Consider the following 24,123-nt stretch of genomic DNA (forward strand, 5'->3'; position numbering starts at 1 on the left):
GCGCTCGCCGGCCGGTTCTTATTCGCGCTCGGGCTTGTGTGCGCCCATGTGATCGGCCGGGTACTTCTCGAATACCTGGCCGATGAAGGCCTGCGCGGCCTGAGTGCCGAGTTCCTTGACCAACAGGTCGATTCCGATGATTGCCAACTCCTCCGGGCTTCCGGGGCTGTAGGAGCTCTGTCCTTGAGGCCACTTGGCTTTGATGTCGGCTTGGAGGGTTACAGTGGTCATGGGGGGCTCGCGGGGTTGGAAGTGCTGGGCAGTGCGCTGTTACGCGGTTTTAATCGCGGCAGTTAACCATTTTTGCGTGGTCTTTGGCACTGCTACTTAGGCATGAGGTACTTCGGGTTGAGGCCGGCGCTGTGCGACACTGTTGTTCAATTCAATTGCCGGGGAACCCCAGGTGCAGATCGATTTGAACAACCCCGATAACCTCACGTTGGAGGCGGTTCGTCAACTGCTCGCCAGTGCCAGTGACGACGAGCATACCCAGTTACGAGTGACCAAGGCCGGTATCGCGTATATCTCCTCCGGGAAGGCCGTAGGCGGTGTCGAGATTGACGGCCTGCTGTTTCGCCTGGAAACCTGGGCGAAGGGTTCGGGTTATGTCGGTAAAGTCGCGGCCAGCGATGAGGTCTGGGTCATGCAGATTTTCAATGCGCTCGCGCAGAATTGGCCAACCCCACCGTTTGATTACATCGACATCTACTGAGTGCGTTCATATCTGGTGACGATTGACCGGGCGAATGCTCGCCTTGAGTCAGGCAGACTTGCCGTCAGCCGATTTACGTCTTGAAACCAAACGGCCAGATCGCGGTCGCACGATCTCTGTCCATTTTTATCATAGGAGGCTTCATGCCTTGGAAGCTCGCATCATTCGGCACTTTGTTGGCAGCACTCGCGTTGGCGGGTTGCAGCACCCCGGGTGCCCCAGAGCCAGGCAAAGGCGTCGCCGCTGCTGACGCAGGCCATAGCCGTTGTGAGTCGAAAGCTGCCGAATTCGCCATCGGCCAGAAAGCCTCGCCTCAGTTGCTGGATCAGGCGCGTACCCGTGCCGGCGCGCAGAACGCGCGGATCCTCAAGCCTAACGACATGATCACTCTGGAATACCGCTCCGACCGCTTGAACCTGAACACCGACGACAACCTGGTGATCACGCGGGTCAACTGCGGCTGATAGCGCTCCGGCTTTTGCAGCGCCCATAAAAAACCCCGTCACATGGACGGGGTTTTTTTAGCTCAGCACAGAATTACTCTGGGCGAACCTGTGCAGCTTGCATACCCTTTTGGCCTTTCTCAGCCACGAAGGAAACGGTTTGGCCTTCTTTCAGGCTTTTGAAACCGTCGCTTTCGATAGCTTTGAAGTGTACGAACAGGTCGTCACCGCCACCTTGAGGAGTGATGAAGCCGAAGCCTTTTTCATCGTTGAACCATTTAACGGTGCCGGATTGGCGATTAGACATGGTGTATCTCCAAGAAACATATATTTTCAGTAGTGCTGTGCTGCTCAGGCCAACTGGGCACACTTGGCTATCATAGTCGAAATGTTCGGCTTGGGAGCCCCCCCAAGGCATTGTTTGCTAATCAATGACGTAGCGTTTAGTGCCTTGATCGGCTGAAAGCCCCGATCTACGGGGTTTTGCTGCGAAATATCAGCTGTTAAAAAAAGCCGTAAAAGCTGCGTAATTTGTGAGAAATGGCAGTTTTAAGGCTTTTTTTTCAGCGAAATGGCTGCCTGATCAGTGGTCGTTCTTACTTTTTCTTCACGACTTTGCAAGACGAAATAGCCGTGACCGCTTTGTTTTTAAGCTCCTGCTTGGCGTTCTGGTTGGTCATGAGCTCCTTGATTTCAGCGGTGCTCAATTCCGCATTGATCTTGTCGGCGCCACATTCGCAATGGTCTTTGGCGGTTTTGGCGTCAACGCTCTGCTGAGCGGCCGACGTGCAGTCTTTGACGAAGTTTTCCCGTTCAGCGGCCGAAGGCCAGTTCGATGGGGCTGCAGCCTGCGCACCGAAGGAGAGGAAGGCCAGCGATGCAGCAAGCGCGAAGGTCGAGGAAAAACGCATAGTTAAAGGCTCCTGAAGTCTTGAGGACGAACGGCGATTCTCGGTGTGTTTGAGGCCTGTCGTACAGCTCAAGTTCACTTTTGCAGCTATAAACGCTGGAATTTGTATTTCGTAAGGCCGTGTCGGCGCGATGACCGTTCATCTGTGCTAGCATCCTGCGCTTGGCTATTTACAGGCGTGCCAATTGCCGCCTTGCCATGTTCTTTTTTGAGTTCACTCCAGTCACTCTGGTTCGATTATCGGTTGGCCGAAAGGCTCCTGCCGCTGTAAGGCAGGCGTTCATCACTGAACGGCCTGGTGTTGGATCTTGTACTGGCTCATCCCAACCCACGTGACCTTTGGTAGGGGTCACCACTAGGAGAGGAGGCGCCATGCCAACTATTACTCTTCCCGATGGCAGTCAACGTTCATTCGATCATTCGGTTTCCGTAGCCGAGGTCGCCGCATCCATTGGTGCTGGCCTGGCCAAGGCCACCGTGGCCGGCAAGGTCGACGGCAAGCTGGTTGACGCCAGTGACCTGATCACCGCCGATGCCAGCCTGCAAATCATTACGCCGAAGGATCAAGAGGGGCTGGAGATCATTCGCCACTCTTGTGCCCACCTGATTGGCCATGCGGTCAAGCAGCTGTACCCGACCGCGAAGATGGTCATCGGCCCGGTCATTGACGAAGGCTTCTATTACGATATCGCCTACGAGCGTCCTTTCACTCCGGACGACCTGGCGGCGATCGAGGCGCGCATGCACGCGCTGATCGAAAAAGATTACGACGTCATCAAGAAAGTCACGCCGCGCGCCGAAGTGATCGACGTGTTCACCGCGCGTGGTGAGGACTACAAGCTGCGTCTGGTGGAGGATATGCCGGACGAACAGGCCATGGGCCTGTATTACCACGAAGAATACGTCGACATGTGCCGTGGCCCGCACGTGCCGAACACACGCTTCCTCAAGTCGTTCAAGTTGACCAAGCTGTCCGGTGCCTACTGGCGCGGGGATGCGAAGAACGAGCAATTGCAGCGGATCTACGGCACTGCCTGGGCTGACAAGAAGCAGCTGGCCGCCTACATCCAGCGCATCGAAGAAGCCGAAAAACGCGACCACCGCAAGATCGGCAAGCGCCTGAACCTGTTCCACCTTCAGGAAGAGGCGCCGGGCATGGTGTTCTGGCACCCGAACGGCTGGACCCTGTACCAGGTACTCGAGCAGTACATGCGCAAGGTTCAGCGCGATAACGGCTACCTGGAGATCAAGACTCCGCAAGTCGTTGATCGCGGCCTGTGGGAGAAATCCGGGCACTGGGCCAACTACGCCGACAACATGTTCACCACCCAGTCGGAAAACCGCGACTACGCCATCAAGCCGATGAACTGCCCGTGCCACGTGCAGGTGTTCAACCAAGGCCTGAAGAGCTACCGCGAGTTGCCGATGCGTCTGGCCGAATTCGGTGCCTGCCACCGTAACGAGCCGTCGGGTGCGCTGCACGGCATCATGCGTGTGCGTGGCTTCACTCAGGATGACGCCCACATCTTCTGCACCGAAGAGCAGATGCAGTCCGAATCCGCAGCGTTCATCAAGCTGACCATGGACGTTTATCGCGATTTCGGCTTCACCGAAGTCGAAATGAAGCTGTCCACTCGTCCGGAAAAACGCGTCGGCTCCGACGAACTGTGGGATCGCGCCGAAGCTGCATTGGCCGCAGCGCTAGACAATGCGGGCCTTGCGTACGATCTGCAGCCGGGTGAGGGCGCCTTCTACGGTCCGAAAATTGAGTTCTCGCTGAAAGATTGTCTTGGTCGTGTCTGGCAATGTGGTACTTTGCAGCTCGATTTTAACCTGCCGATCCGTTTGGGAGCCGAATACGTCTCCGAAGACAACAGCCGTAAGCACCCGGTTATGCTGCACCGGGCGATCCTCGGCTCGTTCGAACGTTTCGTCGGTATCCTGATCGAGCACTACGAGGGTGCATTCCCTGCGTGGCTGGCTCCGACCCAGGCAGTGATCATGAATATCACTGATAAACAGGCCGATTTTGCTGCTGAAGTTGAAAAAACTCTCAACGAAAGCGGATTTCGTGCCAAGTCCGACTTGAGAAATGAAAAGATCGGCTTTAAAATCCGCGAGCATACTTTGCTCAAGGTTCCCTATCTTTTGGTTATCGGAGATCGGGAAGTCGAGATGCAGACTGTCGCTGTGCGTACTCGTGAAGGTGCTGACCTGGGCTCGATGCCCGTCGCCCAGTTCGCTGAGTTCCTCGCGCAAGCGGTTTCCCGGCGTGGTCGCCCAGATTCGGAGTAATTATTATTAAGCGTGAAATGAGACAAGATAAACGAGCTGCACCGAAAGCCCCGATCAACGAGAATATCTCGGCACGCGAGGTTCGGTTAATTGGCGCTGACGGCGAGCAGATTGGCATCGTCTCGATTGATGAAGCGCTTCGTATTGCTGAAGAGTCCAAATTGGACCTGGTGGAAATTTCCGCCGATGCAATCCCACCCGTTTGCCGGGTGATGGACTACGGCAAGTCGATCTTCGAGAAGAAGAAGCAGATTGCTGCAGCGAAGAAGAACCAGAAGCAGATTCAAGTAAAAGAAATCAAGTTTCGTCCAGGGACGGAGGAAGGGGATTACCAGGTAAAACTGCGCAACCTGGTACGTTTCCTGAGTGATGGGGACAGGGCCAAGGTATCCTTGCGATTCCGCGGCCGTGAGATGGCCCACCAGGAGCTGGGGATGGAACTCCTCAAGCGGGTTGAAGCTGACCTGTTGGAGTACGGTTCTGTCGAGCAGCATCCTAAGATGGAAGGACGCCAGCTGATTATGGTCATCGCCCCGAAAAAGAAGAAGTAATCAACAGGGCACGGCAGGCCTTCTGATTATGTTTATCAACTGAATGCGGAGTATCCGAACATGCCAAAGATGAAGACTAAAAGTGGTGCTGCTAAGCGGTTTCTGAAAACTGCTAACGGTATCAAGCACAAGCACGCTTTCAAGAGCCACATCCTGACCAAAATGTCGACCAAGCGTAAGCGTCAACTGCGCGGTAGCAGCTTGCTGCATCCGTCTGACGTGGCAAAAGTCGAGCGCATGCTGCGCCTTCGTTAATTTTTGGATCAAGAATAGAGGAAGTAACTCATGGCTCGTGTAAAGCGTGGCGTCATTGCCCGTAAGCGTCACAAAAAAATTCTGAAACTTGCTAAAGGCTACTACGGCGCGCGTTCACGCGTATTCCGTGTTGCCAAGCAAGCGGTAATCAAGGCAGGCCAATACGCCTACCGTGACCGTCGTCAGAAAAAACGTCAGTTCCGCGCTCTGTGGATCGCTCGTATCAACGCTGGTGCACGTGTTAACGGTCTGTCCTACAGCCGTTTCATCGCTGGCCTGAAAAAAGCGTCCATCGAAATCGACCGTAAGGTTCTGGCTGAACTGGCCGTGAACGATAAAGCGGTGTTTGCTGCGATTGTCGAGAAAGCTAAAGCCACTTTGGCTTAAGTACCCCCGACAGTCACCCTGGGTTGCTCCTGCAACCCAGGGTGGTAAACGTCATAAATAGGGGAAGAGCCTTCAAGCTCTTCCCCTATTTTGTATCTGGAGTCTGTACATGGAAAACCTGGACGCGCTCGTTGCTCAAGCTCTTGAGGCTGTGCAAAGCGCTGAAGATATCAATGCCCTGGAGCAAATCCGGGTTCACTACCTTGGCAAAAAGGGTGAATTGACTCAGGTGATGAAGACCCTGGGGAATTTGCCGGCTGAAGAGCGTCCGCAAGTCGGTGCGCTGATCAACGTCGCCAAGGAGCGTGTCACAGAGGTTCTCAATGCGCGCAAGGCGTCGCTCGAGGAGGCCGATCTTGCGGCCAAGCTCGCCGCCGAGTCCATTGACGTCACCTTGCCTGGCCGTGGCCAGGCCTCGGGCGGTCTGCATCCGATCACCCGGACTCTGGAACGTATCGAGCAGTTCTTCACCCATATTGGCTACGGCATTGCCGAAGGCCCTGAGGTCGAAGACGACTATCACAACTTCGAGGCGCTCAACATCCCAGGCCATCACCCGGCCCGGTCGATGCACGACACCTTCTATTTCAACGCGAACATGCTGTTGCGCACCCATACCTCGCCGGTACAGGTCCGCACCATGGAAGCGAACAAGCCGCCGATCCGCATCGTCTGCCCAGGCCGTGTGTACCGTAGCGACTCGGATATCACCCATTCGCCGATGTTCCACCAGGTCGAAGGCCTGCTGGTTGATCGCGACATCAATTTCGCCGACCTCAAAGGCACCATCGAAGAATTCCTGCGGGTGTTTTTCGAGAAGGAGCTGGCGGTACGTTTCCGTCCTTCGTTCTTCCCGTTCACCGAGCCATCCGCCGAAGTCGATATGGAGTGCGTGATGTGCAGCGGTAAAGGCTGCCGCGTCTGCAAACAGACCGGCTGGCTGGAAGTGATGGGCTGCGGCATGGTTCACCCCAACGTGCTGCGCATGTCCGGGATCGACCCGGAAGAGTTCTCGGGCTTTGCCTTCGGCATGGGCGTTGAGCGTCTGGCCATGCTGCGTTACGGCGTGAACGACTTACGTCTGTTCTTCGACAACGACTTGCGGTTCCTCGCGCAATTTCGCTAGTCGTAACGAATCTTTAGGAGAGCAGGATGAAATTCAGTGAACAATGGCTGCGTGGCTGGGTAAGCCCGCAGGTAGATCGCGACGAGCTGGTTGCTCGTCTGTCGATGGCCGGCCTTGAGGTCGATAGCGTAACGCCGGCCGCCGGTGTTTTCAGCGGCGTGGTCGTGGGCGAAGTGCTCAGCACCGAGCAGCACCCTGATGCTGATAAATTGCGGGTGTGCCAGGTCAGCAATGGCACCGAAACCTTCCAGGTCGTATGCGGAGCGCCAAACGTGCGCCCGGGCCTGAAGATTCCGTTCGCCATGATCGGCGCCGAACTGCCCGGCGACTTCAAGATCAAGAAAGCCAAGCTGCGTGGCGTTGAGTCCAACGGCATGCTCTGCTCCCAGGCAGAACTGCAAGTGGGCGAGGGCAACGACGGCCTGATGGAGCTGCCGGCTGACGCACCCGTAGGCCAGGACGTTCGTGTCTACCTGGCGCTGGAAGACGCCAGCATCGAGGTCGACCTGACCCCGAACCGTGGCGATTGCCTGTCCCTCGCTGGCCTGGCCCGTGAAGTCGGCGCGTTGTACAACGTTCCGGTCACCCGCCCCGTGGTTGCCGCAGTCGCTGCCGTGCACGAGGAAGTGCGCCCGATTGAAGTGCTGGCGCCCAACGCTTGCCCACGCTACCTGGGCCGTGTGATCCGTAACGTCGACCTCTCCAAGCCAACCCCGCTGTGGATGGTTGAGCGCCTGCGTCGCGCCGATGTGCGCAGCATCGACGCTGCCGTCGACATCACCAACTACGTGATGCTGGAGCTGGGCCAACCGTTGCACGCGTTCGATCTCGCCGAAATCAATGGCGGTATCCGCGTGCGCATGGCCGAAGAAGGCGAGAAGCTGGTCTTGCTCGACGGCCAGGAAGTCAGCCTGCGCGCTGATACCCTGGTCATCGCCGACCATTCCCGCGCCCTGGCGATTGCCGGCGTGATGGGTGGCGAGCACAGCGGCGTGTCCGCGACCACTCGCGATATTTTCCTCGAAAGCGCGTTCTTCGATCAGATCGCCATCGCCGGCAAGGCGCGTTCTTACGGCCTGCACACCGATGCTTCGCATCGTTACGAGCGTGGCGTGGACTGGAAGCTGGCCCGTGAAGCCATGGAGCGCGCCACTGGCCTGCTGCTGGAGATCACCGGTGGCGACGCCGGCCCGATCACCGAAACCGTCAACGAACAGTACCTGCCGTCCGTTGCCCCTATTACGCTGCGCGCCAAAAGCGTCGAGCAAATGCTCGGCCTGGTGATCGAGCCTGCGCAGATCGAGCAATTGTTGTCGGCACTTGGCCTTGGCATTTCCGCTGGCGCCGAAGGGCAGTGGCACGTTGAAGTGCCAAGCCATCGTTTCGATATCAGCCTTGAAGTTGATCTGATCGAAGAGCTGGCCCGTCTGTATGGCTATAACCGTCTGCCGGTGCGCTACCCGCAAGCGCGCCTGGCACCGCAACCCAAGGCCGAAGCGCGTGCGCACCTGCCTGAGTTGCGTCGCCTGCTGGTTGCCCGTGGCTACCAGGAAGCCGTGACCTATAGCTTCATCGATCCGAAGCAGTTCGAACTGTTCAACCCAGGTGTCGAGCCGTTGCTGTTGGCTAACCCGATCTCCAACGACATGGCCGCCATGCGCTCGTCGCTGTGGCCAGGCTTGGTCAAGGCACTTTCGCATAACCTGAACCGTCAGCAGGATCGCGTACGCATGTTCGAAAGCGGCCTGCGTTTCGTCGGCCAACTCGACGGCCTGAAGCAAGAGCCGATGCTCGCCGGTGTGGTGTGCGGTAGCCGGCTGCCGGAAGGCTGGGCACAGGGCCGTGACGCCGTGGACTTCTTCGACGTTAAAGCTGATGTAGAAGCGGTATTGGGCTTTGCCGGTGCACTGAACGACTTCACGTTCGTGCCAGGCAATCATCCAGCGTTGCACCCGGGCCAGACTGCGCGTATCGAGCGCGAAGGGCGCTTGGTGGGCTTCGTCGGTGCGATCCACCCCGAGCTGTCGAAAAACCTCGGTCTCGACCGCCCTGTGTTCGTTTTTGAGCTGGTGCTGGCGGAAGTGGCGTCGGGCAAAATGCCTAAATTCAGCGAGTTGTCGCGCTTCCCTGAAGTGCGTCGTGACCTGGCGCTGATTGCCGACCGTGACGTGGCCGCCACTGCTGTTCTGGATGTAATCCGTGAAAATGCAGGGGAATGGCTGACAGACCTCAGGCTATTTGACGTCTATCAGGGTAAAGGCATTGATCCGCATAGAAAAAGCCTTGCAGTTGGCTTGACCTGGCAGCATCCATCGCGCACTCTTAATGACGATGAGGTGAATACCACGACACAAAATATCCTCACCTCGCTCGAACAAAGGTTGAACGCCACGTTAAGGAAGTGACGTATGGGGGCTTTGACGAAAGCTGAGATGGCGGAACGTCTGTACGAAGAGTTGGGTCTGAACAAGCGCGAGGCCAAGGAATTGGTCGAGCTGTTTTTTGAAGAAATCAGGCACGCTCTGGAAGACAACGAACAGGTCAAATTGTCCGGTTTCGGCAATTTTGACCTGCGGGACAAACGCCAGCGGCCTGGCCGCAATCCAAAAACGGGAGAAGAAATCCCGATCACGGCTCGCCGTGTGGTCACCTTTCGTCCAGGGCAGAAGTTGAAGGCCCGAGTTGAGGCTTATGCTGGAACCAAGTCATAACGACGAGCTACCCGTCATCCCAGGCAAACGCTACTTCACCATCGGTGAAGTCAGCGAGCTCTGCGCGGTCAAACCGCACGTGCTGCGCTATTGGGAGCAGGAGTTTCCTCAACTCAACCCCGTCAAACGCACCGGGAACCGTCGGTATTATCAGCGCCAGGATGTGCTGATGATCCGACAGATCCGCGCGTTGCTTTACGATCAGGGGTTCACCATCAGCGGCGCGCGCCAGCGTATGTCCGGTGATGAAGCCAAAGACGACACCACCCAATACAAGCAATTGATCCGCCAGATGATCTCCGAACTCGAAGATGTGCTGGTGGTTTTGAAGAAATAACCCAGGCTTTTAAAATACTTCCACATTTCAAAAGCTTGCGGTATATTCCTGATCGCTTCGTTGCGAAGCGAACCCAGTAACACGCCTAGTCGGGGCGTAGCGCAGTCCGGTAGCGCACTAGCATGGGGTGCTAGGGGTCGAGTGTTCGAATCACTCCGTCCCGACCATATTCTTCTTTGAAAAAGCCCAATCTGGAAAGGTTGGGCTTTTTCATGCGTCACACTTTCAGGTGGCTTCAGCCAGCCGTGCGTTCGCGCTGTTTGAGGTAGTCCACAAACGGGGTGATGTCCGTGCTGCAGAGCAAAGGCGCGATCGCGCAGACTTCGGTTTCCGACCATTCCCACCAGGCGGATTGCTCAAGGAGCAGGCGGGTGGGTTCGTCAAAGCGCCAGCGGATATGTTTGGCGGGGTTGCCGCCGACAATGGCATACGGCGCGACATCCTTGGTGACGATCGAGCCGGCGGCAACCACCGCGCCATTGCCGATGGTCACGCCTGACAGAATCTTCGCATGCGAGCTGATCCAGCAGTCATTGCCGATGGTGACGTCACCTTTGCTGCCGCCGAAGTCGGTGATGTGGGCGAGGCTTTTAACCTTGGCCGGGAACGGGTAGCAGCTGAGCCAGTCAGTGCGATGGTGACCACCCAAATACACTTCGACATTGCCGGCAATCGAGGTGTAGGCGCCTACTCGCAGGGTTGTGCCCTCATGCCAGTCATGAACCTTCAAGTCTCCGTAGGTGCCGATGCCAAAACTGTAATCGGGGTAACGGTTGCGCAGTTTTTGCGTAGAGCGCTCCAGCGGGGAGAGCGCGCGTAATGCCTTGCGCGCTTTATGTTCGCGCCATTTACGCAATAGCTTCATGGGGTGAGCCTTCTTGCAGAGATTGAAATCAGGCGACATCGTGAGGAATGGGTGCCGTCTATGCAAGACGAAGGTGGAGCCGTTTATTGATCTTCTGAAAATAGTCGTCGAAGCCTGTCCCTTTTTTTCACCTCGCCTGTCATTCCAGGCAAGTGAACAAAATCGAGAGCTTCCCCCAATGCCCGCAGTCTCACCCTTGCGCTTGCGCCCGTTGCTGAACCTCAGCCTGATGCTGAGCCTCTGTGCCAGCCCGTTATTTGTCCCGATCAGCTATGCCGAAGACGGCACTCAGCGCCGCAGCTATGAGGTGCCGGCCGGTAGCCTGAGCGCCGCATTGACCCGTTTTGCCGGGCTCGCCGGGGTCAACCTGTCGGTGGACCCGGCACTGGTCAGCGGTCGCAGCAGCGCCGGCTTGTCGGGTGAATACGCGGTGGAGGAGGGCTTTGCGCAGTTGCTGGCGGGATCGGGCCTGCAACTGCAAGCGCTGGGCGAGCAGGCGTATAGGTTGGTGCCGGTGCCGGAGGGCGGCAGCCTGCAACTGGCGCCCACGTCGATCCTTGGTATGACGGGGCAGGCCGATGGGGATACCTACGCCGGCGGCCAAGTGGCGCGCCGCGGATCGCAAGGTCTGCTCGGCTCGCGTGACTTTATGGAAACGCCGTTCAGCATGACCACCTATACCGCCGAGGCGGTGAAGAACCAGCAGGCGCGCACCCTCGGCGAGCTGGTTGCCAGCGACCCGTCGGTGCGCACCACCAACCCGGCGGGCGGGCGCTACGAGCAGTTCACCATTCGCGGGTTCAGCCTGTTCAACAGCGATGTGGCCTACAACGGCCTCTATGGCGTGCTGCCGACTTACACCATCGACATGGAAATGGCCGAGCGCGTCGACATCCTCAAAGGCCCGAGCCAGTTGCTCAACGGCATCTCGCCGCGCGGCAGCGTCGGCGGCGGGATCAACGTAGTGCCCAAGCGCGCCACCGACAAGGACATCACCTCGTTGACCGGCACCTGGGCCTCCGGCAGCCAGGCCGGTGGCGCGGTGGATGTGGGACGGCGCTTTGGTGAGGACAACACATTTGGCCTGCGTTTCAATGGCGTGAAGCAGTCCGGTGATACCGAATGGGATCACCAGCGTGTCGACCGTGAAATGGCCGTGTTGGGCCTGGATTTTCGCGGCGAGCGCCTGCGCCTTTCCACGGATATAGGCCACACCGAGCGCGACACCGACGCGCCGCAAGAACGTGTACAAGTCGGCGCCAATGCCAGGGTGCCGAGCGCCAACGATGTGCGCCATAACTACGCACAGCCCTGGAGCAAAGCCCGCACCGATGACACCTTCGGCACCGTTAACGGCGAGTTTGACCTCAGTGACAACGTGATGCTCTATGGCGGTGTGGGCGCGCGTAAGAGCCACCACGACTTCCTGCGTCACGCGGTTTCCGTCACCAACAACGCCGGGGATTTCAGCGTATTGCCACGGGATTTCACCCGCGATGAAAACGTGCGCACCGCCACAGCCGGGGTGCGCAGTTGGTTGCATACCGGAGCTGTTAGCCATGAGATCAACCTGGCGGCCAGCTACTTCTACATGGATTTTGAAAACGGTGGTGCGCGGTATGCGGCGGCGCCGAGCAACCTGTATAACCCGGTAGAAACCCCAACCCCTTCACGGCCAACACGCCTGGATTCCAGGGTCTACACCGAGAACCGCTTCAGTGGCGTGGCGCTGTCGGACACCCTGGGCTTTTTCGACGAGCGTTTATTACTGACCCTCGGCGCGCGCTGGCAGCGGGTGAAGGTCGACGACTGGACCGACAACGTCAAAGGCGATACGGCGTATGACGAGGAAAAAGTCTCGCCATCGGGCGGCATCCTCTTCAAAGCCACCGACAAGTTGTCGCTGTATGCCAACTACATGGAAGGCTTGAGCCAGGGCAAAATCGCGCCTTCGACCTCGATCAATGAAGATGAAATCTTCCCGCCGTTTGTCAGCCGCCAGGTTGAAGTCGGCGCCAAGTACGACGCCGGCGCGTTTGCCGTGACGGCTGCGGTGTTCCGAATCAAGCAGCCGGCCTACGAGACCAACGCCACTACACGGGTGTTCGGCCCCAACGGCAAACGCCAGAACGACGGCGTGGAACTGAGCGTGTTCGGCGAGCCGCTCAAGGGCGTGCGCCTGCTGGGTGGCGTGATGTTTATCGACAGCGAACTCACTCATACCACCAACGGTACTTTCGACGGCAACCGCGCCCCGGCCACGCCCAAGTACAACGTCAACCTGGGCGCCGAATGGGATGTGCCGACGGTAGAAGGTTTGACCCTGACCAGCCGTGGTATCTATTCCAGCTCGCAGTACCTCGACCAGTCCAACGTCAAGGAAATCGACGCCTGGACCCGCCTTGACGTCGGTGCGCGCTATGCCTTCAAGGTCGACGATAAGCAGATCACCTTGCGCGCGAATGTCGAGAACGTCGCCGATAAACGCTACTGGAGTTCGGCCGGTGCTTCGGATGACAGTGAACCGGGCCTCACCCTGTCCACGCCGCGTACCTATTTGTTGTCGGCCACGGTGGACTTCTAAGCACCGGGGCTATGTGGACGCTGGCGCCCACATAGCCCTGGGCACACCCCAGACTCGCCGCGTTAATAAGAATGTTTTTTGATTGCATCGCCGTGATATGGAATAGTACCCGCCGTTTTCCCAGGCCTCTCCCGCCTGGGTGTTTTAACGCCGAGGTCTTTGTCATGCGAATGCTGCGCTCCATCCCGACCCTTGCCGCCTGCCTCCTGGCATTCTCCTCCAGCGTGTTGAACGCGGCCCCCATCGACCTCAATGACGGCCAGCATGCGGTGCACCTGCCGGATGCGCCCAAGCGCGTGGTGGTGCTGGAGTTTTCTTTTCTCGACAGCCTGGCTGCCGTTGACGTCACCCCAGTCGGGGCCGCCGACGATGGCGATGCCAACCGAGTGTTGCCGCGTGTGCGCCAGGCCATCGGCCAATGGACGTCAGTGGGCTTGCGTTCGCAACCAAGCATCGAGGAAATCGCCCGGCTCAAGCCGGACCTGATCGTCGCTGACCTCAATCGTCACCAGGCGCTCTACAGCGACTTGGCGAGCATCGCGCCAACCTTGTTGTTGCCATCACGCGGTGAGGATTACCAGGGCAGCCTGAAATCCGCCGAACTGATTGGCAAGGCCCTGGGTAAAAGCCCGCAGATGCAAGCGCGTATCGCGCAGAACCGTGAGCACCTGAACGCGATTGCGCAGCAGATTCCCGCCGGCGCCAGCGTACTGTTCGGCGTTGCGCGTGAGGACAGTTTTTCCGTGCACGGCCCGGACTCTTACGCCGGCAGTGTGCTGGAGGCGATTGGCTTGAAAGTGCCGTCGGTACGCGCCAAGGCTGCACCAACCGAGTTTGTCAGCCTGGAACAATTGCTCGCGCTGGACCCAGGTTGGTTGTTGGTAGGGCACTACCGTCGCCCCAGCATCGTCGATACCTGGAGCAAGCAGCCGCTGTGGCAAGTGCTCGGCGCGGTACGCAATCAGCACGTCGCTGAAGTCGATGGCGACAGCTGGGCGCGCAACCGTGGTGTATTGGCCTCGGAGCAGATCGCAGAAGACGCCCTCGCGATTCTTAAAGGCGGCCATGCCGTATTGAGCCAATAACCGTGCAGCGCAGTGTCGCGGCGATCAGTATTGTGCTGCTGGGGGCCGTGTTGTTCTGGTGCTCGCTGTACAGCTGGTCGCCGTTTGTGATCACCCCGACCGATGCCTGGAATGGTCTGGTTCACCAAGGCCACACAGGCGGCAATATGGCTTATATCGTCGCCCAGTTGCGGGTGCCGCGAGCAGTGTGTGCGGCGTTGATCGGTGCCTGCCTGGGGCTGGCCGGTGCGCTGATGCAGGGCATCACCCGTAACCGTCTGGCGTCGCCTTCGCTGTTTGGCGTGACAGCGGGCGCAGCGCTGGGGCTGGCGTTGTTTTCGACCGGATTGGTTGCACCGCCGTTCGCCGGCGGTGCGTTGTTGATGACCTGCCTGGGCGGCGCGCTGGCGTGGGTAACGGTATTCAGCCTCGGCGGTGCCTGGTCGCCGACCACTGCGCAAGGTCGGCTGGTATTGGCCGGTGTGGCCGTGGCGGCGCTGTGCGCGGCATTGACTCGGCTCACCGTGATTCTGGTCGAGGCGCAGGCGCAAAGCGTGTTGAACTGGCTGGCCGGTTCCCTGGCGAATGTCGGAGCGGCCCAGGTGCAATTGCTCTGGCCCTGCACGTTGATCGGCGGCCTGTGGGCGCTGTGGTGCGCTCCGCGCTTGAACCTGATCAACCTCGGCGAAGACGCTGCGCGCTCATTGGGCGTGGGTATCGCCAGCCTGCGCCTGCAGGTGTTTGTCGCCAGTTTGTTACTGGTGGGCGCCAGCGTCTGCGCGGTCGGCCCGATCGGTTTTGTCGGGCTGATCGCGCCGAATATCATTCGGCAATTTCTCGGTAACGACTACCGCTGGCTGATTCCGTTGAGCGCAGCATTGGGCGCGGTGATCGTGCTCGGCGCCGACCTGCTCAGTCGCGCCGTGGCCTTTCCGGTGGAAACCCCGGCGGGCGTGGTGACCGCGCTGATCGGCGCGCCGTTCTTTCTGTTCCTTGCCAGGCGTGCCCTATGAGCCGGCCACGCTTGCGCTTATGGCTGCTGCTGGGCCTGTTGCTGCTGACACTGTTGGTGAGCCTCAGTGCCGGTACGGTGTGGCTCACGCCCGCAACCGTGCTGGATCGCCTGGTGGCCCACGACGCCCTCGATTTTGAAGTGTGGAACCACCGCCTGCCACGCAGCCTGATCGCCATCCTGGCCGGGTGTGCGTTCGGTCTGGCGGGGGCAATTGTGCAGGGGGTGATTCGCAACCCGCTGGCCTCACCGGAAATTCTCGGTGTGACGCAGGGTGCAGGGTTGGCGCTGACGGTGGCGATCATCAGCTGGCCGCAACTGCCGATTGCCTGGCTGCCGCTGGTAGCCTGCCTGGGCGGGGCGTGCGGCGCCTTGCTGTTGGCGCTGTACAACACCGGCGTGAGTTTTTCCGGGGTGCGTTTTGCGCTCTCGGGTGTGGCGATTGCGGTGACCTTATCCAGCGTCACCGAGTTTTTGATCCTGTCTCACCCGCTGGACATCAACACCGCGTTGCTCGCACTGACCGGCAGCCTGTGGAGTCGCAATTGGCACCATGTGATGTTGGTGCTGCCGTTTCTGCTGCTGATCCCGCTGGGCCTGTGCCTGGCCAAACCGCTGAACCTGATCGCCCTCGGCGACGAAGCCGCCCACAGCCTGGGCACCGCCCTCGGCCGTACGCGCTGGCTGGCGATGGCCTGCGCGGTGGTGCTCACCAGCCTGGGCGTCGGCGTGATCGGGCCGATTGGCTTTATCGGTCTGGTCGCGCCGCATATGGCGCGGCGCCTGGTCGGCGGGCATCACCACTACTTGCTGCCCGCCGCGATGCTGATTGGCGCGCTGCTGCTGGTGCTGGCCGACACCGTCGGGCGTACGTTGATCGCGCCCAGCGAAATCCCGGCGGGCATTCTCACGGCGGTGATTGGTGCGCCGTATTTTCTTTGGTTGCTGGCACGGTTCAAAGGCTGATGACATGAGTATTCTTCAGGCACGACAGCTCGACATTGGCTACGGTGCAACGCGAATCGTGCAGGGGTTGTCGTTCACACCGCCAGCGGGTCGCGTCACCGCGTTGATCGGCCCCAATGGCTGCGGCAAGTCCACCTTGCTCAAGGCGTTTGCGCGCATCCTTAAACCCACCCAAGGCGAATTGAGCCTTGATGGCCAAGCCTACGCCAGCCTGTCCGCGCGCCAGTTGGCACGGCAAATTGCGTTTTTGCCCCAGGTGCTGCCGGTGCCGGAGGGTGTCAGCGTGCGCCAGTTGGTCGCTTATGGTCGCAGCCCGCACAACTCGCTGTGGGGGCGCCTGAGCGGCAACGATCAAGCCCATGTGAGCCAAGCCATGCAACGCCTGGAACTGGACAGCCTGGCCGACCGCGCGCTGGCGGATTTGTCCGGCGGCCAGCGCCAGCGCGCCTGGCTGGCGATGGTGTTGGCGCAAAATGCGCCGGTGGTGCTGCTTGACGAGCCCACCACCTACCTCGACATCAGCCATCAGGTCGAGCTGCTCGACTTGATGGGCGAACTGGCCGCCGAAGGCAAAACCGTTATCACCGTACTGCATGACATCAACCAGGCCTGCCGCTATGCCGATCATCTGGCGGTGATGCACGGCGGCAAGCTGGTTGCCGATGGCGCGCCTGCCCAGGTGATCAGTGCCGAACTGATGCGCCAGGTGTTCGATGTGCACGTGCAGGTCATGCAGGAGCCGCTGGCCGGTACGCCTATGTGCCTGGTGGAAAAAAGCACCCGTGCCCGTGCCTGATGTGATCGCAAACGCGGCAAGCGGCTTGCCCGCAAATCGCGTTCTGTTCGGCATGAATATTATTTATATGAATAATGTTTTTACAAAAGATGAAAGTGTAGAATATTAGCTTATTACCAAATAGCATTATATTTTTGAAATTCATTCCGTTATGTTTGATCGCAACAGCCTACCCCTGACCTCGGATGGTACCCAGCGTGATTCAGATTCTGCGCGCCATAACCGGGTAATGACCCTGCGGCAGAATCGTTGGAACGGAGTTCAACGTATGTTGCCATTTCAAAGCCCTCGCTCGCCCCACACCTAGTTACAGATCGCTTACACCTCCCTGATAACCGTGCACCTCGCGCCGTCCCGACGACGGCGTGACTGCCCGACTTCGCGATCTGGAAAGTTTGGAGTGGCCATGAAGCACGTTTTACAACCCACCACCGCACTGGCGCTGGCCCTGTTGGCCGGCGCCGCACAGGCCCAGGACGACAGCACCCTGTCCACCGTGGTGGTCACCGGCAACCGTGGCGCCGAACAGCGCACCGTCACCAGCAGCCCGGTGCCGATCGATGTGGTCAGCGCCAAGCAACTGCAAAACACCGGCAAGCCCGGCTTGATGGAAGCCTTGAGCGCGGTCATCCCGTCGCTGACCCTGCCGGAAAAAACCGGCTGGGATGCCAGCGGCATTGCCCGCGCACCCAACCTGCGCGGGTTGAGCGCCGCCGAAGTGCTGGTGCTGGTCAATGGCAAACGTCGCCACACCAGTGCCACCCTGAACATCAACGGCATCAACACCGGCGCGGCGCCGGCAGATCTCGACTTGATTCCCATCAGCGCCATCGACCATGTGGAAGTGCTGCGCGACGGTGCCGCAGCCCAATACGGTTCGGATGCGATCGCCGGGGTGATCAATGTGATCCTCAAGGCCGACACCAGTGGCACCGCCGTGACCCATATCGGGCAGGGTTACGACGGCAAGAAACAGACCGTGCAACAGAGCCTCAACAAGGGGTTTGAAATCGGCGACGGCGGCATCGTGCAGTTGGCCCTGGATGCACGCAGCCAGAATGACGACAACAAGGCCAGCGCCAACGGCTACACCTATGAGCAAGCCTACAACCAGGCCGGCAGGGCCACCTATGGCGGTTACGGTACGCCCAAGACCAACCTGCTGACCTTGGGCTACAACGCCGAGCTGCCGATCGATGACGGTCTCAGCCTGTATTCCTTCACCACGTACTCACGACGCAACGCCGAGCAGGGGCAGAACTACCGCCTGCCCACCATCACCAACACCATTACGACCGGACCGAACGGCTACCCGGCCGGTTATACGCCGACCTGGTTCATCGACGAGGATGATTTCCAGGCCGCAGTCGGCGGCAAAGGCAGCGTCGGCGCGTGGGACTGGGACGTGTCCACCACCTACGGGCGCAACGAAGCGGAGCAGGGCACCACCCACAACCAGAACCCGTCGCTGGGTGAGTACACGCCAAACAGTTTCACCTCCGGCACCTGGATTTCTACCGAGCTGACCACCAACCTCGACTTCAAGCGCGGCTTCGACGTCGGCCTGCAAAAACCGTTGGACCTGTCCTACGGCTTCGAGCATCGACGCGACACCTATGAGGTGCAGGCCGGTGACTATGCGTCTTATGCCAACGGCGGTTATTGCGTGGCACCGGGCAACTGCGCGTCATCCGGGGCCCAGGTCACCAACGGTATTTCACCGGACGAAGCCACCAGCGCCTCGCGCAACAGCCTAGCCAGCTATGTCGATGTGGGTTTCAACCCGCTGCCGGACTGGTACGTGGGCACCGCCTTGCGTTATGAGCATTACAACGAAGGCGTGGGCGCCACCCGCAGCGGTAAGCTGACCACGCGCTACGATTTCACCCCGCAATTTGCCGTGCGCGCCACGGTCAGCAATGGCTTTCGCGCGCCTTCCCTGGCCAACAACCTGTTCAGTGCGCGCTCCACCACTTATGGCGTGGTCGACGGGGTCTACCAGTCGATCAACTACGGTGTGCTGCCGGTGGGTTCGGCGGCGGCCAAGGCCCTCGGCGCTCAAGAGCTGAAACCCGAGCGCTCGACCAATTTCAGCCTGGGTTTCACCCTCACGCCCACCGACCGTTTGAACTTCACCGCCGACGCCTATGTGATCAACCTGCGCGACCGCATCACCCTGACCGGTACCTTGCTCGGGCCGCAAGTCACCCAGGTGCTGCAGAACAACGGCATTAACTCAACCTCCGGCGGCCAGTACTTCATCAACGGCGCCGACACCCGTACCAAAGGCGTGGATCTGGTCAGCAACTACAACCAGGACATTGGCCAGTACGGCTCTTTGAAGTGGACGGCGGCGTTCAATTGGAACCAGACCCGGATCCTCAACTACAAGGCGTCCACCACCATCCTGGGCACCGCCTATGACCTGATGGATCGCCAGGCGCGCAACCTGATCACCGGCGTCCAGCCCAGCACCAAGCTGATTCTCGGCGGCGACTGGAGCCTCGACCGCTTCAACCTCAACCTGGCCCTGACACGCTATGGCACCTACAAGGAAGTCAACGTCTCCGCCGACCGCAGCCTGGACCGACTCTACAGCGCCAAATGGATCACCGACCTCGACCTTGGCTACAACCTCACCAAAGCCCTGAACATCGCGGTCGGCGCCAAGAACCTGTTCGACCTCTACCCCAAGAAACAAGGCGTGCCGAGCAGCACCATGCTCGCCAGCTACGGCACCTATTCGCCCTACGGTTTTACCGGCGGGTACTACTACACCCGGCTGACTTATGCCTTCTAAGGCCGCTACCCGCGAGGAATAGAACATGCCCATTGTCGCCAAAACCTATGACCTGATCGATGAGGTCACCGACTACCCGGTTCGCCAGCGCCGTGTCTCCCCGCCGATCAAGGCACTGCAGGTGGTCCCGGCCCGGCACCCCTGGCGCTGGGCGGGTTCGATCTTCGCCGCGCTGGTGTTGCTCGCCATCGTGCATTCCCTGGCCACCAACCCGCGTTGGGAATGGGCGGTGTTCGGTCAATGGTTCTTCTCGCCGTCGGTGCTGCGCGGCCTCGGCCAGACGCTGTTGCTGACGCTGCTCAGCACGGTGTTCAGCATCATCCTTGGCACTGCGCTGGCCCTGGCGCGGCTGTCCGGCTCGCCGCTGCTGGCGGCATTGGCGTGGGGCTATATCTGGTTTTTCCGCTCGATGCCGGCGCTGTTGGTGCTGATCATCCTGTACAACTTCGCCTACCTGTATGACCACATCGTGCTCGGCGTGCCGTTCACCGCTGTGGTGTTCGCCGAATGGTCGACGGTGGATGTGCTCAGCCAATTCACCGTGGCGGTGCTGGGCTTGAGCCTGATGCAAGCGGCGTACGCGGCGGAGATCATTCGCGGTGGCCTGATCGGCGTCGACGCCGGCCAGCATGAAGCCGCGGCGGCATTGGGGCTGCCGGCCTCGCGCCGGATCTTCCGCATCATCTTGCCCCAGGCCTTGCGCTCGATCCTGCCCTCGGGTTTCAACGAAATCATCGGCCTGGTCAAGGGCACGTCCATCGTCTACGTACTCGCGTTGCCGGAGCTGTTCTACACCGTGCAGGTTATCTACAACCGCACCCAGGCGGTCATTCCGTTGCTGATCGTCGCCACCGTCTGGTACCTGATCATCACCACCGTGCTGACCAGCGCCCAGTACTACGTCGAGCGCTATTTCGCCCGAGGCACTGCGCGCGTGCTGCCGCCGACACCGCTGCAACGCATAGGCCGCTGGCTCAAGGAGAAAACCCATGGGTGAAGCACGCGCCGGGCGCATCCAGATCCAGGGCGTGGGTAAGCGCTTTGGCAACCAGCAGGTGTTGAAAGACATCGACCTGACCATCGACCCGGGCAAGGTCACGGTGATTCTCGGCCCCTCCGGCTCGGGCAAATCCACCTTGCTGCGCACCATCAACCACCTGGAGAAAATCGACAGCGGGCATATCACCATCGACGGTGAATACGTCGGCTACCGCCGCAAGGGCGACCTGCTCTACGAGCTCAAGGAACGCGAGATTCTCAAGCGGCGTATCGACGTCGGTTTCGTGTTCCAGAACTTCAACCTGTTCCCGCACCTCACGGCCTGGGAAAACATCGCCGAAGCGCCGCTGGCGCACAAGCGTTGGCGCAAGGCCGAGGCTCAAGCCAAGGCGTCCGCACTGCTGGCCAAGGTCGGCCTGGCGGACAAGCTCGATGCCTACCCGCGCCAGCTGTCCGGCGGCCAGCAACAACGTGTGGCCATCGCGCGGGCCCTGGCGCTGAACCCCAAGGTGTTGCTTTTCGATGAGCCTACTTCGGCCCTCGACCCGGAGCTGGTGGGCGAGGTGCTCGACGTGATCAAGGGCCTGACCCAATTGGGCGTGACCCTGGTGATCGTCACCCACGAGATCGGGTTTGCCCGCGAGGTAGCCGACCACGTGGTGTTTCTTTGCGAAGGCCAACTGATCGAAGAGGGCCCGCCCGAACAGGTTTTTCGCCAACCCCGACATCCCCGCACCGTGGCCTTTCTCGGCAAGGTGCTTTAGTTCAAGGAGTGACTGCTCATGTTCATCAATACCGCCCGTGTGGCTTTGCTGACGCTTGCTGTCAGTGCCGCGCATACGGCTTTCGCCGCCACGCAACCCGTCGACCTCAGCCCTGACCGCGCACGCATTCATGTGCCACGCAACGAGGCGGCCATCGCGCAAATCCCGCCGGGCTTCAAGTTCGCCCAACCGGGCAAATTCACGGTGGCGGTGTCCGGCGTGGCCGGGCCACCGCTGGCACTGCTGGCCAGTGACGACAAGACCACCATCGGCAGCGAGGCCGACACCGCGCAACTGGTGGCCGACAGCCTCGGCCTGCAACTCAACGTGGTGCAGACCAGTTGGGAGGATTGGCCGCTGGGCGTCAGCTCGGGCAAATACGATGCGGTGATCAGTAACGTCACCGTGACCGAGGCGCGCAAGAAGCGCTTTGACTTCGCCACCTATCGCCAGGATGTGCTCGGCTTTTACGTCAAGAGCACCAGCAAAATCACCGAGATCAAACAGGCTTCGGACATTGCCGGGTTGAAGATCATCGTCGGCTCGGGCACCAACCAGGAAAAGGTTCTGCTGGCATGGAACGAGGCCAACGAAAAGGCCGGCATCAAGCCTGCGTTGTTGCAGTACTTCGACGATCAGGCCGCCGCGCAATTGGCGGTGCAGTCGGGGCGCAGCGATGCGCTCTTCGGGCCTAACTCGGTGTACGCCTATTCGGCGGCGATTACAGGCGGCATCAAGCGTGTCGGTACGGTCAACGGTGGTTGGCCATTGAAGGCGGATATCGCGGTGACCACGCGCAAGGACAACGGCCTGGTCCAGCCTATTCATACCGCCCTGGAGGGCGCGATTGCCGGTGGCCAATACGAACAGGTGCTGCAGCGTTGGGGCCTGGAGGTGGAGCGCGTCGACACGTCGCTGATCAACCCGCCGGGCTTGCCGGACTAGGAGAATCGAGATGGGACTGACACGACGTGAAGCGTTGTCGAGCATCGCCGCGGTCGGCGGCGAGAAGGCTGTCAAGGATGCACTGGCGGTATTGGGTTTGGGCCCCTCGTCACATCGGCGGCCGCAACCGCTGAAACTCAAGGACGGTCTGGGGCAAGGCACTCGCGTGCTGGTGTTGGGCGCCGGGATCGCCGGGTTGGTCACCGCCCTGGAGCTGACCCGCGCCGGGTTCAGCGTGCAAGTGCTGGAAGCCCGTGACCGCGTCGGCGGGCGCACCTGGACCCTGCGCCAGGGTGATCGCGTGGACTACAAGGACGGCCGCACGCAAACCGTGGCGTTTGACCCAGGCCTGTATTTCAACGCCGGCCCCGCACGCATCCCCAGCCAGCACCGCACGATTCTCGATTATTGCAGCGAGTTGGCTGTGCCGCTGGAGGTGTTGGTCAATAGCAGCCATGGCGCCCAGGTGCGCCCGGATCTGCAACAGCCGGCGTTCACCGTCGGCCAGGCGATCAACGATGCGCGTGGGCACCTCTCCGGTTTGCTGGCCAACGCCGTGCAGCGCGATGCACTCGATGATGTGTTGAGCGGCGAAGAACGCACGCGCTTGCTGGCCTTCTTGCAGGTCTACGGCGACTTGTCGCAAGAACTTGCCTATGAGGGCAGCCTGCGCGCCGGTCATCTGGATTCGCCTGCACACCCTGGCGCATTGCCCGCCAGCCGCAGCCCGTTGGCGCTGGAGCGCTTGCTGCATCCCGAGCTGTGGGGCGCCTTGCTGCACACCGAATTCCCCGAGTTCTCGGCAACCATGTTCCAACCGGTCGGCGGCATGGACCGCATCACCGACGCCTTCTACCAGCGCGTCAGCGAGCACGTGCAGTTGGGCGCTCAAGTCCGGCAGATCCGTCAGTTGGAAGATGGCGTGGCGGTGACTTACCACGACCAGCACAGCGGTCGCGAACAGGTGGTGCGCGCCGATTATTTGATCTCGACATTACCGCTGCCGCTGCTGGCCAGACTCGACACCGACTTCAGCGAGCCGGTCAAAGCCGCGCTGCTCAGCACCCGCAGCGACCAGGCGACCAAAGTCGCGTGGCAGTCCCCACGCTTCTGGGAGACCGACTACCGCACCTACGGTGGCCTGTCGTGGATAGAGCACCCGGCGCGCCTGCTGTGGTACCCGAGCAATGACCTCAACACCCGCGAAGGTGTGTTGGTGGCCGGTTACGTCACCGGCGAGGGTGCCGACGTGTTTGGCGCGCAAGCGTTCGCCCAGCAATACGCCACCTCCAAGGAGGCCGTTGAACTGCTGCATCCGGGTTACTCACGCTACCTGCGTAACCCGCTGGCGGTGTCCTGGGAACAGATTCCCTACAGCGAAGGCCCCTGGCTACAACGCGAACACTTTCCGGCCGACGCGAGCCGCCTGCTGGAACAGGCCCATGGCCGTGTGTACTTCGCCGGTGACGGGTTGGTGCAAAGCGGCGTGGGCATCTGGCAGGAATCAGCGGCCAACTCGGCCCGCTTTGTGGTCGCTCAACTGGCTGAGCGGGTTACCCAACAACGACACATTGCGGCCGTGGCCGCGTCTTGAGGAGCAA

At 60.2% G+C, this 24,123-nt stretch carries 24 protein-coding genes and 1 tRNA gene; 21 read left to right on the plus strand and 4 right to left on the minus strand.

The features are described 5' to 3' along the window. Nucleotides 1–18: 18 nt before the first annotated feature. Nucleotides 19–231, minus strand: coding sequence for a hypothetical protein (locus tag JFT85_RS26070; protein WP_053257056.1), 213 nt, complete (start codon nucleotides 229–231; stop codon nucleotides 19–21). A 172-nt stretch (nucleotides 232–403) separates the two neighbouring features. Here JFT85_RS26070 and JFT85_RS26075 point away from each other — a divergent pair, with 172 nt between their 5' ends. After that, nucleotides 404–712 carry a hypothetical protein gene (locus tag JFT85_RS26075; RefSeq protein WP_053258007.1) on the plus strand — a complete coding sequence of 103 codons (309 nt, stop codon included), beginning with the start codon at nucleotides 404–406 and terminating at the stop codon, nucleotides 710–712. A 143-nt stretch (nucleotides 713–855) separates the two neighbouring features. Beyond that, nucleotides 856–1,176 carry an I78 family peptidase inhibitor gene (locus tag JFT85_RS26080; RefSeq protein ID WP_053257055.1) on the plus strand — a complete coding sequence of 107 codons (321 nt, stop codon included), beginning with the start codon at nucleotides 856–858 and terminating at the stop codon, nucleotides 1,174–1,176. Nucleotides 1,177–1,249: 73 nt separating this feature from the next. Here JFT85_RS26080 and JFT85_RS26085 read toward each other — a convergent pair whose 3' ends face one another. Both JFT85_RS26085 and JFT85_RS26090 read right to left on the minus strand, forming a co-directional pair. Then, nucleotides 1,250–1,462 (minus strand): cold-shock protein, encoded by a 213-nt coding sequence (locus tag JFT85_RS26085; protein ID WP_032631434.1) that lies wholly within the window; start codon nucleotides 1,460–1,462, stop codon nucleotides 1,250–1,252. 289 nt (nucleotides 1,463–1,751) lie between these two features. After that, the gene (locus JFT85_RS26090; protein WP_053257054.1) at nucleotides 1,752–2,066 is read right to left on the minus strand and encodes a hypothetical protein; all 315 of its coding nucleotides are present in this window, start codon (nucleotides 2,064–2,066) and stop codon (nucleotides 1,752–1,754) included. Nucleotides 2,067–2,437: 371 nt separating this feature from the next. Between JFT85_RS26090 and thrS the strand changes: the two genes are divergently transcribed. The 9 genes from thrS (at nucleotide 2,438) to JFT85_RS26135 (ending at nucleotide 9,894) form a co-directional block, all read left to right on the plus strand. Next, on the plus strand, nucleotides 2,438–4,360 hold the full coding sequence (gene thrS, locus JFT85_RS26095; RefSeq protein WP_053257053.1) for a threonine--tRNA ligase: 1,923 nt from the start codon (nucleotides 2,438–2,440) through the stop codon (nucleotides 4,358–4,360). Further along, nucleotides 4,360–4,911: a translation initiation factor IF-3 gene (gene infC / locus JFT85_RS26100; protein ID WP_169875357.1), complete on the plus strand. Its 552-nt coding sequence runs from the start codon at nucleotides 4,360–4,362 to the stop codon at nucleotides 4,909–4,911. Before thrS ends, infC begins: the two co-directional genes overlap by 1 nt. Nucleotides 4,912–4,971: 60 nt before the next feature. Continuing rightward, nucleotides 4,972–5,166 carry a 50S ribosomal protein L35 gene (gene rpmI, locus JFT85_RS26105; RefSeq protein WP_002553160.1) on the plus strand — a complete coding sequence of 65 codons (195 nt, stop codon included), beginning with the start codon at nucleotides 4,972–4,974 and terminating at the stop codon, nucleotides 5,164–5,166. Nucleotides 5,167–5,196: 30 nt separating this feature from the next. Then, entirely contained in the window at nucleotides 5,197–5,553 is a 357-nt protein-coding gene (rplT, locus tag JFT85_RS26110) for a 50S ribosomal protein L20 (RefSeq protein WP_053257052.1), read from the plus strand. A gap of 109 nt (nucleotides 5,554–5,662) precedes the next feature. Then, the gene (pheS, locus tag JFT85_RS26115) at nucleotides 5,663–6,679 is read left to right on the plus strand and encodes a phenylalanine--tRNA ligase subunit alpha (RefSeq protein WP_034099107.1); all 1,017 of its coding nucleotides are present in this window, start codon (nucleotides 5,663–5,665) and stop codon (nucleotides 6,677–6,679) included. A gap of 26 nt (nucleotides 6,680–6,705) precedes the next feature. Beyond that, on the plus strand, nucleotides 6,706–9,084 hold the full coding sequence (gene pheT, locus JFT85_RS26120; protein WP_201230682.1) for a phenylalanine--tRNA ligase subunit beta: 2,379 nt from the start codon (nucleotides 6,706–6,708) through the stop codon (nucleotides 9,082–9,084). Between the two features lie 3 nt (nucleotides 9,085–9,087). Continuing rightward, on the plus strand, nucleotides 9,088–9,390 hold the full coding sequence (gene ihfA / locus JFT85_RS26125; protein WP_002553164.1) for an integration host factor subunit alpha: 303 nt from the start codon (nucleotides 9,088–9,090) through the stop codon (nucleotides 9,388–9,390). Further along, nucleotides 9,371–9,727, plus strand: a complete 357-nt coding sequence (locus JFT85_RS26130; protein ID WP_003174972.1) for a MerR family transcriptional regulator — start codon at nucleotides 9,371–9,373, stop codon at nucleotides 9,725–9,727. Before ihfA ends, JFT85_RS26130 begins: the two co-directional genes overlap by 20 nt. Before the next feature lie 90 nt (nucleotides 9,728–9,817). Further along, nucleotides 9,818–9,894: transfer RNA gene (locus JFT85_RS26135), tRNA-Pro, on the plus strand. 68 nt (nucleotides 9,895–9,962) lie between these two features. Here JFT85_RS26135 and JFT85_RS26140 read toward each other — a convergent pair. Continuing rightward, nucleotides 9,963–10,592, minus strand: a complete 630-nt coding sequence (locus JFT85_RS26140; RefSeq protein ID WP_053257050.1) for a CatB-related O-acetyltransferase — start codon at nucleotides 10,590–10,592, stop codon at nucleotides 9,963–9,965. 178 nt (nucleotides 10,593–10,770) lie between these two features. Here JFT85_RS26140 and JFT85_RS26145 point away from each other — a divergent pair, with 178 nt between their 5' ends. The 10 genes from JFT85_RS26145 (at nucleotide 10,771) to JFT85_RS26190 (ending at nucleotide 24,116) form a co-directional block, all read left to right on the plus strand. Then, nucleotides 10,771–13,176, plus strand: coding sequence for a TonB-dependent receptor (locus JFT85_RS26145; protein WP_201230684.1), 2,406 nt, complete (start codon nucleotides 10,771–10,773; stop codon nucleotides 13,174–13,176). A gap of 170 nt (nucleotides 13,177–13,346) precedes the next feature. Further along, complete coding sequence (locus JFT85_RS26150; protein WP_371850817.1) at nucleotides 13,347–14,261, plus strand: Fe(3+) dicitrate ABC transporter substrate-binding protein FecB; 915 nt, start codon at nucleotides 13,347–13,349, stop codon at nucleotides 14,259–14,261. 2 nt (nucleotides 14,262–14,263) lie between these two features. Beyond that, nucleotides 14,264–15,253 (plus strand): iron-dicitrate ABC transporter permease FecC, encoded by a 990-nt coding sequence (gene fecC, locus JFT85_RS26155; protein WP_053257047.1) that lies wholly within the window; start codon nucleotides 14,264–14,266, stop codon nucleotides 15,251–15,253. Continuing rightward, a complete protein-coding gene (locus tag JFT85_RS26160; RefSeq protein ID WP_201230686.1) occupies nucleotides 15,250–16,218 on the plus strand; it encodes a FecCD family ABC transporter permease in 969 nt (322 codons plus the stop codon). The genes fecC and JFT85_RS26160 overlap by 4 nt, the downstream gene beginning before the upstream one ends. Before the next feature lie 4 nt (nucleotides 16,219–16,222). Then, nucleotides 16,223–17,014 carry a Fe(3+) dicitrate ABC transporter ATP-binding protein FecE gene (gene fecE, locus JFT85_RS26165; protein WP_053257045.1) on the plus strand — a complete coding sequence of 264 codons (792 nt, stop codon included), beginning with the start codon at nucleotides 16,223–16,225 and terminating at the stop codon, nucleotides 17,012–17,014. A 406-nt stretch (nucleotides 17,015–17,420) separates the two neighbouring features. Next, a complete protein-coding gene (locus JFT85_RS26170) occupies nucleotides 17,421–19,814 on the plus strand; it encodes a TonB-dependent receptor plug domain-containing protein (protein WP_069551297.1) in 2,394 nt (797 codons plus the stop codon). A gap of 25 nt (nucleotides 19,815–19,839) precedes the next feature. Beyond that, entirely contained in the window at nucleotides 19,840–20,811 is a 972-nt protein-coding gene (locus tag JFT85_RS26175) for an amino acid ABC transporter permease (protein WP_201230688.1), read from the plus strand. Beyond that, nucleotides 20,804–21,577, plus strand: a complete 774-nt coding sequence (locus tag JFT85_RS26180; protein ID WP_069551296.1) for an amino acid ABC transporter ATP-binding protein — start codon at nucleotides 20,804–20,806, stop codon at nucleotides 21,575–21,577. The genes JFT85_RS26175 and JFT85_RS26180 overlap by 8 nt, the downstream gene beginning before the upstream one ends. 18 nt (nucleotides 21,578–21,595) lie before the next feature. Then, nucleotides 21,596–22,522 carry an ABC transporter substrate-binding protein gene (locus tag JFT85_RS26185; protein WP_069551295.1) on the plus strand — a complete coding sequence of 309 codons (927 nt, stop codon included), beginning with the start codon at nucleotides 21,596–21,598 and terminating at the stop codon, nucleotides 22,520–22,522. 10 nt (nucleotides 22,523–22,532) lie between these two features. Next, on the plus strand, nucleotides 22,533–24,116 hold the full coding sequence (locus tag JFT85_RS26190; protein WP_073637864.1) for a flavin monoamine oxidase family protein: 1,584 nt from the start codon (nucleotides 22,533–22,535) through the stop codon (nucleotides 24,114–24,116). The last annotated feature ends 7 nt before the right edge of the window (nucleotides 24,117–24,123 follow it).

The organism is Pseudomonas sp. TH04 (assembly GCF_016651355.1).
Taxonomy (GTDB): Bacteria; Pseudomonadota; Gammaproteobacteria; order Pseudomonadales; family Pseudomonadaceae; genus Aquipseudomonas; species Aquipseudomonas fluorescens.